Source organism: Streptomyces sp. NPDC091272 (assembly GCF_044757485.1).
Lineage (GTDB): Bacteria > Actinomycetota > Actinomycetes > Streptomycetales > Streptomycetaceae > Streptomyces.
This window is the reverse complement of sequence record NZ_JBIVVC010000002.1, coordinates 235256-248957: the sequence shown is the minus strand read 5'-3', so window position 1 is coordinate 248957 and position 13702 is coordinate 235256. Positions and strand designations below refer to the sequence as shown.

General features: G+C 67.9%; 11 protein-coding genes. 4 read left to right on the top strand and 7 right to left on the bottom strand.

Going from position 1 to position 13702, the window contains the following annotated elements:
* The first annotated feature begins 113 nt into the window (after positions 1–113).
* Together ACIQM4_RS05905 and ACIQM4_RS05900 are read left to right on the top strand one after the other, a co-directional pair.
* Positions 114–1067 carry a LysR family transcriptional regulator gene (locus tag ACIQM4_RS05905; RefSeq protein ID WP_401586618.1) on the top strand — a complete coding sequence of 318 codons (954 nt, stop codon included), beginning with the start codon at positions 114–116 and terminating at the stop codon, positions 1065–1067.
* 261 nt (positions 1068–1328) lie between these two features.
* A complete protein-coding gene (locus tag ACIQM4_RS05900) occupies positions 1329–1496 on the top strand; it encodes a hypothetical protein (protein ID WP_401586615.1) in 168 nt (55 codons plus the stop codon).
* A 43-nt stretch (positions 1497–1539) separates the two neighbouring features.
* On the opposite strand, the gene ACIQM4_RS05895 is transcribed toward ACIQM4_RS05900, so the two are convergent.
* Entirely contained in the window at positions 1540–3240 is a 1701-nt protein-coding gene (locus ACIQM4_RS05895) for a DUF2079 domain-containing protein (RefSeq protein WP_401588113.1), read from the bottom strand.
* Positions 3241–3456: 216 nt separating this feature from the next.
* Positions 3457–4305 (bottom strand): NAD(P)H-binding protein, encoded by an 849-nt coding sequence (locus ACIQM4_RS05890; RefSeq protein WP_401586613.1) that lies wholly within the window; start codon positions 4303–4305, stop codon positions 3457–3459.
* A 130-nt stretch (positions 4306–4435) separates the two neighbouring features.
* On the opposite strand from ACIQM4_RS05890, the gene ACIQM4_RS05885 reads away from it, so the two are divergent.
* Both ACIQM4_RS05885 and ACIQM4_RS05880 read left to right on the top strand, forming a co-directional pair.
* Positions 4436–4861, top strand: coding sequence for a winged helix-turn-helix transcriptional regulator (locus tag ACIQM4_RS05885; RefSeq protein WP_401586610.1), 426 nt, complete (start codon positions 4436–4438; stop codon positions 4859–4861).
* Between the two features lie 447 nt (positions 4862–5308).
* Positions 5309–10408: a hypothetical protein gene (locus ACIQM4_RS05880; RefSeq protein ID WP_401586608.1), complete on the top strand. Its 5100-nt coding sequence runs from the start codon at positions 5309–5311 to the stop codon at positions 10406–10408.
* A gap of 70 nt (positions 10409–10478) precedes the next feature.
* Here the strand turns inward: ACIQM4_RS05880 and ACIQM4_RS05875 are convergent, their stop codons facing one another.
* The 5 genes from ACIQM4_RS05875 to ACIQM4_RS05855 form a co-directional block, all read right to left on the bottom strand.
* On the bottom strand, positions 10479–10991 hold the full coding sequence (locus ACIQM4_RS05875; protein ID WP_401586606.1) for an AAA family ATPase: 513 nt from the start codon (positions 10989–10991) through the stop codon (positions 10479–10481).
* 40 nt (positions 10992–11031) lie between these two features.
* Positions 11032–11865, bottom strand: a complete 834-nt coding sequence (locus ACIQM4_RS05870) for a phosphotransferase family protein (RefSeq protein WP_401586604.1) — start codon at positions 11863–11865, stop codon at positions 11032–11034.
* Between the two features lie 80 nt (positions 11866–11945).
* Positions 11946–12083: a hypothetical protein gene (locus ACIQM4_RS05865; RefSeq protein ID WP_401586602.1), complete on the bottom strand. Its 138-nt coding sequence runs from the start codon at positions 12081–12083 to the stop codon at positions 11946–11948.
* 4 nt (positions 12084–12087) lie between these two features.
* A complete protein-coding gene (locus tag ACIQM4_RS05860) occupies positions 12088–13197 on the bottom strand; it encodes a radical SAM protein (RefSeq protein ID WP_401586599.1) in 1110 nt (369 codons plus the stop codon).
* The gene (locus ACIQM4_RS05855) at positions 13185–13628 is read right to left on the bottom strand and encodes an ATP-binding protein (protein WP_401586596.1); all 444 of its coding nucleotides are present in this window, start codon (positions 13626–13628) and stop codon (positions 13185–13187) included. Before ACIQM4_RS05855 ends, ACIQM4_RS05860 begins: the two co-directional genes overlap by 13 nt.
* Positions 13629–13702 lie beyond the last annotated feature (74 nt).

The window sequence follows — 13702 nt, the reverse complement described above, 5'->3', positions numbered from 1 at the left end:
CCTGCGCCAAGCTCTCTCCGGCAGGTAACTGCCGCTCAAATCAAGCCACTTGCTCCGACAACCGGAACGAGAACATCTGGTGCGGGCGGTGACGCAGCTCTACCCTCACCCCCATGGAGCTGGAGGTGCGACATCTTCGTGCACTGTGCGCGATCGCCGACGCGGGCAGTCTGCACAAGGCCGCCCGCACCCTCGGCATGAGCCAGCCGTCCCTGACCACCCAGCTGCGGCGGATCGAGAACTCGGTGGGCGCCGAGCTGTTCTCCCGTCGCAGGACCGGCTGCCGCCCCACCCCGCTCGGCCAGACGCTCCTGGCCAGGGCCCGCCCCCTGATCGAGGGGATGAGCGAACTCATCACGGAGACCAGGGCCGAGGCCGCCCGTGCGATCGGCGAGGGACCCGCCCTGCGCATCGGCTCCACCGCGAGCCGGGTGGTCGCCCTCTGGCTGCGCAGGCTCAGGCTGCGCCTGCCCGACCGGGGGACGTCCCTCCATGTCGACGTCTCCGCGAACGCGCTGCTGCGCATGGTGGCCTGCGGCACCCTCGACGTGGCCTTCGTGCACGAGGTCGAGGGCTGCCCGCTGCGCGTGCCCGCCGGCCTCGACGTCCGGGTGCTCCTGGACCGCGAGCCGCAGTTCGTCTCCCTCTCGCTGGACCACCCGGCGGCATCGGCGGCCGTCGTGGACCTCACCGATCTGGCGGCGGACCGCTGGATGGTGGACCCGAGTGTCGACGGCGAACGCGACGGCCTGCGCCGCGTACTCGCCGCGGCGGGGCTCAACCCGCCCTTGCTGCACGGTGATTACCTCACCGCCTCCTCGCTCATCGTCATAGGGGAGGCGGTGGCGCCCTGCCAGCCCACCTCGGGACCCCGGGACGACATGGCGATCCGTCCGCTGCGTGACGACCCACTGGGCGTCCGGCTGCTGCTGGCCGCCCGCCCGGGCCTCCCCGAACTCCCACTCCTCTACCAGGACCTGGAGACGGCCTACCGGGACGCGGCGCTGCGGGCGGCGGGATACCGGGAGTGGCTGGAACGCGCGGGGAGCCCGCTGGTGGGTGCGTGACGCGGCACGGGTCGAGGGAGGGCCGGTACGAGATGGGTGCCACGCCTCGGCGAGGGGCCGGTACGCGATGGAGCCCCGGGGGCGGAACGTGATGAGGGCCCCGCCACGACGGGGGAACGTGGCGGGGCCCTCGTACGCTCACGTGCCCCGGGCCGGTCGCGTCATGCACGCCCGAAGAGAAATCTTCCGGGCCCGCCCGGTCGTGGACACGCGGGCCACGGCGCCCGTTGATCTTCCTGCCACGGGGGTATCCGGCACCGTATGAGGGCCAACGGGATGCGGATGATGATGTGGCTGGCGGTGCTGGTGCAGCTGATGGCGCTGTTCCAGCACCAGGTGATGGGCCGGTCGTGGCAGGACGGGTTCACCGTGGCCGCGGCCTGCGCGCTGGTGGGGCTGTGCGCGGCGAGGGCCGCGGGACGTTCGTAACGCGTGGCGGTGGCACACGGTGCCCCGGGGCGCCGGCCCCTCCTCAGGGGCGGCGCAGCAGGATGATGCCGTCCCGATCCGCCACCTGTACGTAGCCGTGCGTGCGGTACAGGCGGAGCATGCGCTCGGAGGTGGCCACCGGGCAGGGCACCTTCACGGTGGGGTCGGTACGGTCCGAGACCACCCACTGCGGCGGGTCCGCGGGAAGGCCGGTGGGCGCCGCGGGGTCGGCCCCGGTCCCGTAACAGACCAGGCTCACGGTCGTACGTGAGGTGAGCAGCGGGGCGAGGCGGTTGGACGAGGCGACGGTGGCGCCGTCGGGGATCCGGTCGAGGATCTGACGGGCGACGGTGACGTGCGCGGGGGTCCGCCAGGCGGCCGGCAGGACGAGGTCGTGCAGGGGGTACACGGCGGCCGTGACCGCAGTGAAGGCGGCGGAGAAGGCGAGCGCGCGCCGGCGCCGCACCCCGGGCAGCAGTTCCTTCCGCCGGCTGAGCACATCCACGAACCCGGCGAACAGCACCGGCATCAGGATCGCGCTGTAGTGGAAGCCCGGGGTCCAGTAGTGCTCGTTCCCGGCGACGAACCGCCAGCCGAGGGTCGGCGCGCAGAGCAGCAGCAGCGGCGAACGCACACCGAAGAAGGCGACCGGTGCGGCCAGCATGAGCAGCAGCAGGTACTTCATCGGTGGCCAGAACACCCCGAGCGCGAGCGACAACGCGCTCCCGGACGCGGCGCTCTCGTCACCCGGTATCTGCCCCCAGTAGGCGAAGCCCCCGGCGGGGTTCATGGCCGGGAGGAGTACGAGGATCTCCACGGCACTGCCCGCGGCGCCGAGCAGAACCACCGCGACCCCGAGCCGGAGACGGGCGGCGATGCTCGGGCCGGGTGGCGGCAGGACGTCGGACCCTCCCGCGACCGCGGCGGACGCGGAGTACGTTCCGCCCGTGGAGGGCGCGGAGTACGTCTTGCCCGCGGAGGGGGCGCGGGAGGCCGCCCGCCGTTCCCGCAGCGCCTGCCAGGCGATGTACAAGCCGACGGCGGACAGGGTCAGCCCGAGGTCCTCCTTGACGAGCAGCAGCGGTGCGGCCCACAGCGCGCCCGCCCACCACCGCCGTTGCCCGAGCGCGACCGCGCAGAACGCAAGCAACGGCACCGCGAAGGCGATCTCGTGGAAGTCCTTGGCCGCGGCCGAGACGATCCCCCAGGACGCTCCGACCCCGCACCCCACCACGAGCGCGGCGACCGGCCCGAGAGCCCGGTGCGCCCAGCGCGTCAACGGCACAACGGCCAGTGCGAGCAGCGCCGACTGCACGACGAGAAGGGTCTCCGTACGGGGGACGAGCCGGTAGAAGGGCGCCACGAGCACCAGGATCGGATGGAAGTGATCCCCGAGGAGGTTGAACCCGGGCCCCTTCAGCTCCACCACGGGCGCCCGCAGATGCGCGTACGCCTTGATCGCCTGCTCGAATATCCCGATGTCGAATCCACCGTTGAGCATCCGGCCGTGCCGCAGGACGGCCACGACTGCATAGAGCACGAAGAAGAGCGCGGTGAGGGACCAGGCGAGGACGCGCGGCCCGGGGATCCGCTCGCGCAGCGCGACGAGCAGCCGCTCACCGCGCTGCTGCGCACCCGGGACATGAGCCGGGGTCGTATCCCCGCCGCCGGTCCTGTCCCCGGTCCTGCCCCCGGGCGTGCGTCCGGACTCCGACTCCTTCTCCCGCACCGCAGACCCCACCATGCTCCCCACTCGCCGATTGTCACGCGTTCCAGGCAGCCCCCCGCCCACCACCAGCGGCCCGATCGCCACCAGCGGCCCGCTCGCCACCCGTCAGCGGTCGCCGCCGGCATCCGTTGCCTCGTACCCGCATTCGACCGTGTTCGGCTGCCCAACCTACGGGCCCACCGGGAAGCCCTCCAAGCCGGTCGGTAGGCGGCGTCCCGTGGCTGCGCGCGGTCAGTGATCTGCGGCGGTGTCCTGCGCCGGGTCCGTACCGACGCCGACAGCGGCGCGGTACACGTCGAGGGCCGGACGGGGCTCGCGCCCCAGCAGGGCGCGGAGGGCGTTGTCCGTGATCCCGGTCCCGTCCAGGAAACCGCCGGCGATCGCCGAGTACGTGCCGACGAGCATCGGCACCTGGAAGGGCTGCGCCTGCCCGGCCGCGGCGATTGCCTCGCGCGTCGTGGCGAGCGTGGCCGGCCGGTACCGCCCGCCGATCGCCCGCGCCAGGTCCGCGCCGCCCAAGGCCTGCTCGCCGACGAGTTCGTAGGTCCTGCCCGCGTGTGCCCCGGGCGCTGTCGCCACGCGGGCGGCGACCGCTGCGAGGTCCGCGCGGGCCACCGCTGCCAGCCCGCCCTCGCCCAGGGGCGCGACGATCGTCCCGTCGGGCGCGGGGGCGGCGACGGCGGCGAAGAACTCGGCGTACAGCCCGTTGCGGAGGACCGTCCAGCTCAGCGAGGAGCGGGCCAGGCGCCGTTCCGTCCAGCGGTGGGCGAGCGCGTAGGGCAGGTGGTCGCCGTCACCGCTGAGGCTGGTGTACACCACGTGCCGTACACCGGCCTCCTCCGCGGCGGCCAGCACTCCCTCGTGACGCGCGATGACCACGTCGTCCTCGCCGTACCCGGCGGATATGAGCAGCAAGGTGTCCACACCGGTGAGATCGAGTGAGGATGGGTCGTCGAAGTCCACGCGTCGCTCGGCGGCGGTGCGGGGTGTGCGGGTACCGAAGATGACGTCGTCCCGCCCGGCGAGTTCGCGGACGACGAGCCGGCCGAGAGCGCCGTTCGCACCGGTGACGAAAATCATGGAAACAGCCTCCTGGGCGGTGGTTTGTGCACTGGAACCGGCGGTGTGACCAGCGGTGTGATCAGCTGTCCGTCCAGCCGTGTGCTCTCATCCTCGGGAGCGGAGACGGATCCCGTAAGGAGGCACTTCGATGTCAGTAGGGCACACCGCGGTAACCACCCCGGCGCCGGCCGAGCCCGTGATCGTCTGTGACACGCCGCAGGACGAGTGCGGGGTACGGGACGTACTGGACCGGCTCGGCGACAAGTGGTCGGTGTACGTGATCGTCGAACTCGCCTCCGGCGTCAGGCGCTTCAAGGAGCTGCAACGCGCCGTGCCGGGCAACATCCCGCAGCGGATGCTCACGCTCACCGTGCGACGCCTGGAGCGCGACGGGCTGGTGAGCCGGACGGTGTACCCGACCGTCCCGCCCCAGGTCGAGTACGAGCTGACGGAACTCGGCCACAGCCTCACCCACCTGGTCAAGTCCCTGGCGGACTGGTCCATCGCCCACCGCCCGGCCATCGCGGCGGCCCGCGAGGCATGGGACGCGACGGTGCCGACGCCGCGGGCGTGACGTGTTCGGACGGTGGCGGAGGCGGCCCGGCACGGGGAGTGCACCGCGGGCCGGTCTCAACCGAAGCCCGTCGCGCTGCCGTACCTGGCCGCACAAAGAAGACCGCACCCGGCCCACGCGGGACGCCGTGCTCGGCGTCCCTGGACCGGGTGCGGGCGGGCAAGCGATCTGACCGGCGAAACCGCGGGTCAGAAGCTCCGACCGAAGGTCAGGCCTTCTTCGTCTCCTAGTAAGGGGGTGGGTCGGTGACCTGCGGTGATGATGGCTGCGGGTCGCTGACCTGGCTTTTTAGTGATGGCTGGCGATGGGGCGTGACAGTCTCGATCGAGTGTCCTGCGGACTGTGTGCGGACTGGGTTGGGACTGATGGGATATCACTGCACGGTTCTGGACGCGCCGCTACGGTGAGCCGTAAGGCCGCTGACAGCACGATGCCACCGAGGAACATATGGACGAGTCTGTTGCACCGGATGCTGCTCAGCCCGGGGGTGAGACGCCATCTGGACTCGCTGCTGCTCCCGAGGATGCGACCGCCGGAGGCGACATCGCTGCAGCCGGTGAAACTGAGCGAGGATCGAGTACCTATGCGACCGGCGGCGGTGGTGTTTCGTTCGCGCACCGCGTCGCGGCTGTCTATCTCGCTGGCATGTTGACTGGCGCACGACGGGCGGAAGTATCTGAGCTGCCGGTCCGGAGGGTGTCGTTCCAAACCGGTCCGGCGCACCCGGTGGACGATCTTCTGATCGAATGCGGCGATGCGGCAGCTGAGGTCATCCTTGCGGTGGCATGTCGAGCAACGCCGAACTTCGTCCAGAGCCATGGCGACACGGTGAAGCTCGTCGGGTCGCTTCTCGCCGAGGTCGAGAGGTTCGACGCCGACACTCACCAAGTCGCCGTCGCGACCGCCGGTCGGTCCGATCAGTGGGACCAGCTCGCAACGCTCTGCGGCATCGCGCGTGCTCATGCCGACCCGGAGTCGTTCCAAGCGTCCATGGACGTCGATCGCCGCTGGTCCAAGCCGGTGCGTAAGCGGCATGAGCATTTTCTGGAGATGGTGGAGAAGGTCGTCGAAGACGACACAACGCAGGAAGAGATCCTGCGGCTGGAGTGGCGGCTGCTTGGCCGGCTGCACATCCTCGGTTTTGCGGTTCAGAGCCCGGACGAAGGCGACCGCACAGCGGTCGCAACGTCGCTGGACAGCGTTGCCTCGGATGCCGCCGACGGGGTGGTGGTGCGGGACCGTCTTGAGGTCGAGGCGACCCGCTACGACGCGACTGGCGCTGTGGTGGACCTCAAGGTGCTCCGCCGTGACATTCACGTGCTCTTGGACTCGGCAGCGACTCGAAGTCGGCATGCGTGGTCGGTGCTTGCTGAGCAACGCAAGTTGGCCGTTGCCGGCGTGCGGGCCACTATCGGTGATGAGTCGTCCGGAGGGTCGGTCCAGATCTCGTTCGCCGACCGCCGCGAACGACTCGCTGATGCCCTGCGCGAGGCCGGTACCCGTGCTTCGGCTTTGTTGGTATCTGGCGAGTCGGGCATCGGTAAGAGTGCGCTGACTCTGTCGGCCGTTGCAGAGTTGGAAGCCGCAGACCCCGCCGGCTTCCAGGGCGTGGTGGTGAACTTCCGTGGCATGCCGCAGTCGAGTTTGGAGCTGCGAGCTGCGCTCGGGGTTTCGCTGGAGGACGTGCTCGCGGAGGCATCGGCACTTTCTCGAGTCCTGGTCATCGACGCGGCTGATGCTGCTCTGGAGCGGTCTGCTGGTCTGTTGAGTGACTTGGTTCTGGCAGCGGCTGCGGCGGGTGTTGGGCTCGTTGCGGTGACATCTGACGTGGCACTTGGTTTCGTGCGGGAGCAGGTGGAGCTGGGGTTCCCGAAGTCCATTTCGTCTTTTGAGATGCGGCCGTTGGGCGATGAGGACATCTCCGTCGTCTCAGGCCAATTTCCGCTTTTGCGTACGGTCCTGCGAGACCTGCCCGTGAACTCGCTGCTGAGAAGGCCCGTTGTACTGGACCTTCTGGCTCGGACCGGGGCGGAGCCAGCTAGCTCACTGGGTGAGTGGGAGTGCCTTGATCTGGTGTGGAGCAGGATTATACGGGGCGATGGGCGGCCCGGTGTCGGCTCGGCGGAGGCACGCGAACAGACACTGCTCGCAGTAGCCGCAGAGACTATGAAGCTGCCCGAGGACCGTCGACCTGGTGCACGGGTTGATGCCGCAGCGGTCGACGTACTGCGTCGGGATCATCTGCTCGCGCCACCGAGCCGGTATCGGAACCAGCCGGACTTTGCACATGACGAGGTCCGGCGGTACGCGACCGCCATCCTGCTTGTCCGTGGTCAGAGCCCCATCGAGTTGCTGCAGGCAGCGGGAGCACCGCGGTGGACACTGTCGGCCGCCACTCTTGCGTGCGAGGGCCTGCTGAAAGCACCGGAGGCTCGCCCTGTCCGGAAGTTCATCGAACTGCGCTCGCAATTCGAGGCTTTCGCCGCAGCACGCGGACCCCGGTGGACTGACGTTCCGGTGGAGGCGGTTCTGGAGACGCCATTCGCGTACCAATGCCTGAAGTCAGCGTGCACGGATCAGTCGGTCGGCCTGGTGCTCGGCGACGTGGTTCGAGTTGTTCAGCAGCGGTATAAGGTCAACGGGCTGGTCGACCGTCGAGTCACGAACCCCGTTGTGCAGTTCCTCCTAGATGACGAAAAGCCGTGGGACGTGTCAAAGGCGTCCTTCGAACTGCTCGCGGACTGGCTGCACGCCCTGTCCCTGGCGGACGTTCCTGCTGGCAACGAACTACGAGTCCGACTTCGGGACCGCCTTCTTGCCTACTGGAATTCGTTCCCTCGACGCAAGACCAGCGGGGACACGCCGTCTGGGTGGACGGCGCAGTGTCGGCGACGCCGACGTGAGCTGGATTACCACCTAACGAAGGAGGCGTTCGTCGAAACGTTGGCTCTGCTCGGTCCGGACATCGATGATGCCGTCGAAAGGTGCCTTCGAGCCATTGGGGAAGACGCGCCAGCGTTCCTGGCTCCGGCTGCGGACTCGCCGTTGAGCGCCCGAGCCTTGGCGCAGAAGGACCCGGAGCTATTGGCGACGTTGATGGCGGCCTACTACATTGACGACGAGCCAAGTTGGCACCTGGATAAGGGTGTCCGGAGGCATCAGGGCCGGTGGACCGCTATCGGACCACCGTTCTTCCAGTACTACTTCGGCGGGTTCTGGCAACTGTTCCAGACAGCGCCGTTTCCGACCTCGGCGCGGGTTTTGAACAGCATCCTGAATAGTGGTGCGCGGGCACGCGTAGCAACGCTGTCGCGGCCTAGTCCGCCTTACGCGTTGACTGATCCCTTTGATGACGGGGACGAGGGCGGTGAAAGTGAGGCAGAGGACGGAGAGGTTGAAGACCGCGGTGCGGTTCTGAACCTGGACGGTACTGCTCGCTTGTACGTCGGCGACAGCCACGTGTGGAGCTGGTACCGGGGCACGTCGGTGGGCCCATACTCGGCTATGAGCGCACTCCAGGCGATGGAACGTCTTGCCGACGGGTGGTTGAGCCGGGGTGCGTCACCGAGGGTGGTTGTCGAGGCACTCTTGAACGGCTGCGAGAACCTGGCAGTTCCAGGGATGCTATTCGGTCTGCTGGTGCGCCACATTGAGAAGATCGGCACCGAGCTCGACCTTTTTCTCGCCGAACCTGCCGTATGGGAGTTGGAGTTTGGCCGCAGGGCGAGTGAGTACGTAGGGCTGCGTGCAGCAACCGAGGGGCTCGCAAACCTTGAACGTCGCCAGTGGACACCGCGTGAGGTAGCCATGTGGCTGATGGTGCACGGCGGGCAGGAGCGTGCCCAGGCTTTGAAGAAGGTTGCCGACAAGCTTGTCGAGAACGGCGACCGGCTGCGCATTAGCCAGGAGCGTACGAAGAACTGGGCTGCCAGCCTGGACCCGGAGCAATATCGAGTTAAGCAGCATGGCGATAAGGTCTACATCGAGGTCGAATCACCGCTTGAGTTGCAAGCCGTGCAAGAAGCGCACGCGGCTCACCAGGAGGTCGTGCAGACTAGCCTGCGCCTGCAGAATCGGTACTGGGGCTCGGTCAAGCATGGCGCCGAGTACGTGCTGCCCTCGTCGGAGGAGATTGCTGCGGACCTGGCGGCAGGACGTGCCTTGGTCGAAGCCGATGAAGACCTGATGGCGAATCGGCCTGTGGACGCCGTTGCCCATGTCGTTAGAGCAGCGGTCGAACGAGCCGCCGCTGGTGATATAGCGGCGCTGGGCAACGAAGAGCAGTTCGTGACTGAGTTCGTCATCGGCATCGCATTGTTGTTCCGGGAGGCCGAGGACCAACGTCACGCGGATCAGTTCTTCGATCTTGGTGCCGATCGAGCCGTGGCGCAAGCCTTGCCGGCGTTTCTCACACCCGCACTGGCTGCGCCGCTGGAAGCGGCTGGCGTCTCGACCGAAGATGTTGCCGAGGCTGGTCTTGCGATGGCAGGCAAGGCGCCCTTGGAGACGCGGCTGTACCTGGCGCGTGGATGCGATGTCGTCTGGAGGTCCGCATGCCACCTCGACCCTTGCGCCCACCGGACCACGTTGAACTGGTTGCTTGAGACTGCCCGTGGCGCAGAAATCGGTCCGTGGGACCGGCACGGTCAGCGACGGCCGAATGTCCTGATTGCTGGCGACGTTGCCGAACGCCTCCAGGCACTATCAGGTGACTCCGTTGACATCGCGGTTCTAGATGCAGCCATTCGCGGACTCGGGGCAGCCGCGTCGACGGGCCACTGTTGCACCGACAACGCAGCCGCTCTCCTCGCCGCCTTTCTCGACGTCGAGCGACGTGCCATGGTTGCGCAGGAGAAGCAGGGCTGGACCGCGGACGACCGCGGGACGCACACCTTGGTTGCCGCACGGGCCCTGCTCGAGGGCTTCGCGAAGGACGTCGATGCCGGACCGGTTCTCGAACACCTCGACGTCCTTTGCGCAGATGCAGGGCTGATGTCGAATTTTCTCCACGGTCTTGCTGCGGTAGGTGCAGAGAACGACCGCTTGGCTGAAGCGGCCCGAGGTGTCTGGCCGTCGTTGCTGCGTCATGCCATTGGCTACCTGAGTAACGACTCAAGTCCTTACCGTGACCATCATTGGGGCGACTGGGCTGCCGCTGCCCTGCTGCCGGACCCTCTTCCATGGACGCAGGGCTTGTACAACGAGGTCGTTGGCGAACCCGTCGACTGGGTCCGTGCTGAGGACCTCGTTGAGTCGCTCGACGATTGGCTGCCGACAGCTCGCGGGGAGGCCAAGGGCGTCGACGCGCTCATCGGCATCTTGCGGAAGCTCTCGGAGGAAGTGCAGGTCATCCGTGGCGTGCATTGGGTTTCCGACCTCTGCATTCAAGATGGACGTGTCACGGTTAAGCAGTCGTGGCTCTCGAACAGCTGGCTCAAGGAAATTCGCAGGGCGGCCGAGGAACTCGGCGAATTGGACGAGTGGCAGATGCTCGTCGACTCCTTGGTCGTCGCCGGAAATGAGGGGCTGGCGCCGTACAGCAGGTGATAATCAGGGACTTTGCCCGGCCCCTTGTGAGAGTTCCGGAGTAGGGCTCTACTGCCGCAACTAAGCGGATTCACCTCACTCGATATTTGATAATGGCATCCAAGTCACCGGTATAGGTCACCGTCATTTCGTCGTCCGCCGGTGGCTCGAACCGGGCGAAGAAGTCATCCAGTGCCTCTGGTGTGACGGTGAGGGCATTGGCGTCTTCGCGGCGGTTGCGTTCGTTGAGGCGGGTCAAGAGTTCGTCGTGGTCGGCCGGGAGGTAGACCATGACAGGTTGGCCGCTGGCCCGGCGGGCGGTGGTTTGCCAGGCCGTGCGGTCGGCTCGGGTCCAGAGGCCGTGGTCGAGGACGACGTCGTGGCCGGCGGTGAGTTCGGCGGCGAGCTGTTGGCGGATGGTTTCGACGGCGGGGCGTTCGTGCTCGAAGTAGGTGTGCTCGGGGTAGTCGATGCCGTAGCGGCCGTGGAGGCGGTGTACTTCCTCGTCTACGGAGAGGCGGGTGAAGCCTCGTTCGGCGAGGGCCTTGGCGAGGGTGGTTTTCCCGGAACCGGTGATGCCGATCAGGAGGACGGCGAGTGGCATGAGGGGCAGTCCCTTTGCGGTGTGGGGGTTGGGCACGAACTCAGTGCACCGTTCGGGGCGGTACGTGACTGTGCTTGCTTCGGTGCTGGTTCCAACGCTGTGACGCGGAAACGAGGCGGCTGGTCCATGCATCAGGCTTGGCGCCTGCGATCTCCGTCCAAAGGTTTGCGCTGGCCTGGACGAAGGCGTCGACGGCGCGTGGGGGTGCTGATTTCCACGTGGGGACGTGTCCGACCAGTTGCTCGGCATCGGCTGGTGTGTGGCCGGCTGCGACAAGCCAGATGACCCAGTGGGCGGCGTCGAGCCAGGCGGCCCCGCGGGTGGCCCAGCCCCAGTCGACCAGGTGCGCACGGTCTTCGGTGACGAGGACGTTTTGGTTGTTCCAGTCGGTGTGGAGCAGGGCGTCGCCTGCGAAGACTTCGGCGTCGGCAGGGTGGGCGACGTACCCGGCCAAGCGTTGTTCTGCGCGACGGAGCTCGATGTCCGGGCATGGGAGGGCCGCCAGTTCGCGGAGAGCGTCGGTGACCTTGGGGAGGTCCGGCGAGCCGGGGGAGTAGTCGGCGTGGCGGCCGTCGATGGTCTCGAAGCCGAGGACGTCCCAACCGTCGACGACGACGTGGAAGAGGAGGCGTGGGGCGAGCGGGGTGACGTACGGGTTGATGTCCGCCTCGCGCTGTTGCGTCCAGACCCAGCGGTGGTCGGTGCGCAGGCCCTTGAGAAAGACGGTGCCGTCGGCGGTGTTTGCGTGGGCGGAGAGGGAGCTGTTGAGGCCGGCGGTGACGGGATCGACCTTGAGGATGGGGCCGGTCTCCGACTCGATGGCGGCGCGAATCCCGGAGGGGAGTTCGTTGAATGCGGTGGTGGGTGCGGGCATGGCGGACAGGCTTCCAGACGTACGTGCCTGAGGGGGCTTCCGGCGCGGCGTGTGCGGCGGGAAGCCCCCTGGAGGGATGGTCAGCTGTAGGGGTTGTCGTCGCCGCAGCCGGGCGTGGTGGCTTCGGCGAAGGCGTCCACGTCCTCGATGAGGACGATCTCCTCGTCGGGTTCGGACGGCGGACGGATGGGGGCGATGGTGACTGCTACTGCGGTCATGGGGTCAGCTCCTTGTCGTTGAGTGCTGGCAGTACCTGTCCAGTGGTGCCTCCGCCTCCTGGTAGACCTTGGCCAGCGGTCGGCAGACCCGGCAGGTGCCGGAGAGCTGACAGCCGGTGCAACCACCGGTGCGAAGCATCAGGGAGTCGGCGACGCCGCCGAGGCGGCTCAGGCCCTCGACTCCCGTGGTCATGAGGGGGATCGCGTCGTCGCGGCCGACCTTGCAGATGGACGCCATGCCGTGCGGGTCGACGTGGAAGAAGGTGTGACCCGCATTGCAACCACGGAAGGGCTCGCGGTCGGCGAGGTGGTTGGGGGCCTGGGTCGCGAGCGTTTCCGCGCCGCCGTAGATGGTGGGTGACATGTGGGTGTACTCGCGGTACGGCAGTGCGTAGCGGTCCGCGAAGGCGCGCATCTGGTCGGCCTCGTGGGCGTTGTGCCGCGTGATGATCAGGGCCAGATCGAGCGGCAGCCCGGCCTCGTGGGCTGCGTCCAGTCCCTTGAGGAACATGCGGTACGCGCCTCGGCGACGGGTGAGTCCGTCGTACGCATCGGCTGTGGCCCCGTACAGGCTGAGCGTGATCCTGTTCGGGCGGAGTCGTGTCAGGAGGGCGAGGTTCCTTGCGGTGGCGAGGCGGGAACCGTTCGTGAGGATCTTGACCAGCATGCCCAGCTCGTAGGCGAGTTCGTATGTCTCGGGGAAGAACTTGTCGATCATCGGCTCGCCACCGGTGAGCTGAAACCAGAGCACCCCGGCGTCCCGGACGACGTGGAGCAAGCGTTCGCGGTCGGGCCAGTCGAGGCCGGAGAACTGCTTGAGTCCCAGGTAGCAGTGCTCGCAGTCGTAGTTGCAGCCGAGGTTCAGCTCGTACGAGGCGCGTCCGTAGCCGTATGGGGAGTGGTTGCGCACCAGGACGATCTCGTTGACGGCCTGCTCGCTCAGCTCCATGTCCCAGGCGAGACGGGCGGCGTCGGCCAGCCAGGCGGGTGCTACGGAGGAGGCGGGGGTGCGCAGCTCTTCGTATCGGCGAAGGGGGAGACGGGCGGCCCGTGGGCTCCCCGGGCGCACCAGGAGGTGGTGGTCGGCGTATGGGGCGGCGATCAGTTGGTGCACGGGGATGGCACCTCCGGAGCATTGAGAGCCAGGCGGGCCCAGACGGTCTTACCGATCGGGTCGCGGTCGTGATAGCCGGTCTCTTTGGAGAGGGCGGCGACGAGGAGCAGGCCGCGTCCGCCTTCGTCGTCCTCGTCGGCCTCGACGGGGCGGGGCGGTGTGCGGCCGGCGTCGGAGACTTCGACGAGGCAGTGCGGGCCGTCGGCGGTCAGCGTGACCTCGAAGAGGTGGCCTCGTCTGCCGCCGTGCTCGACGGCGTTGGTGGAGAGTTCCCCGCAGACGAGGGTCACCCGGTCGATATCGTCCTGGCCGTATCCCCAGTTCGCGAGCGTTTTGGTGACGAGACCGCGGATGAGGGGGACGCACTTGCGTACCGAGCGGAACTGCATCTGCCACTGCTGGGTGGTGGTCTGTCGGTCGTGCGCGGTCATCGCGTGCATCGCATCCCCTCGTCGCGGGCGGGCTGTGGGATACGAGTGCACCGCTACGGCGATCACGGGATCAG

Bases quoted from the DNA above. Each gene is read 5' to 3' on its own strand.
- ACIQM4_RS05905 (WP_401586618.1), top strand. From the start codon at position 114: ATGGAGCTGGAGGTGCGACATCTTCGTGCACTGTGCGCGATCGCCGAC.
- ACIQM4_RS05900 (WP_401586615.1), top strand. From the start codon at position 1,329: ATGAGGGCCAACGGGATGCGGATGATGATGTGGCTGGCGGTGCTGGTG.
- ACIQM4_RS05895 (WP_401588113.1), bottom strand. From the start codon at position 3,240: ATGGTGGGGTCTGCGGTGCGGGAGAAGGAGTCGGAGTCCGGACGCACG.
- ACIQM4_RS05890 (WP_401586613.1), bottom strand. From the start codon at position 4,305: ATGATTTTCGTCACCGGTGCGAACGGCGCTCTCGGCCGGCTCGTCGTC.
- ACIQM4_RS05885 (WP_401586610.1), top strand. From the start codon at position 4,436: ATGTCAGTAGGGCACACCGCGGTAACCACCCCGGCGCCGGCCGAGCCC.
- ACIQM4_RS05880 (WP_401586608.1), top strand. From the start codon at position 5,309: ATGGACGAGTCTGTTGCACCGGATGCTGCTCAGCCCGGGGGTGAGACG.
- ACIQM4_RS05875 (WP_401586606.1), bottom strand. From the start codon at position 10,991: ATGCCACTCGCCGTCCTCCTGATCGGCATCACCGGTTCCGGGAAAACC.
- ACIQM4_RS05870 (WP_401586604.1), bottom strand. From the start codon at position 11,865: ATGCCCGCACCCACCACCGCATTCAACGAACTCCCCTCCGGGATTCGC.
- ACIQM4_RS05865 (WP_401586602.1), bottom strand. From the start codon at position 12,083: ATGACCGCAGTAGCAGTCACCATCGCCCCCATCCGTCCGCCGTCCGAA.
- ACIQM4_RS05855 (WP_401586596.1), bottom strand. From the start codon at position 13,628: ATGACCGCGCACGACCGACAGACCACCACCCAGCAGTGGCAGATGCAG.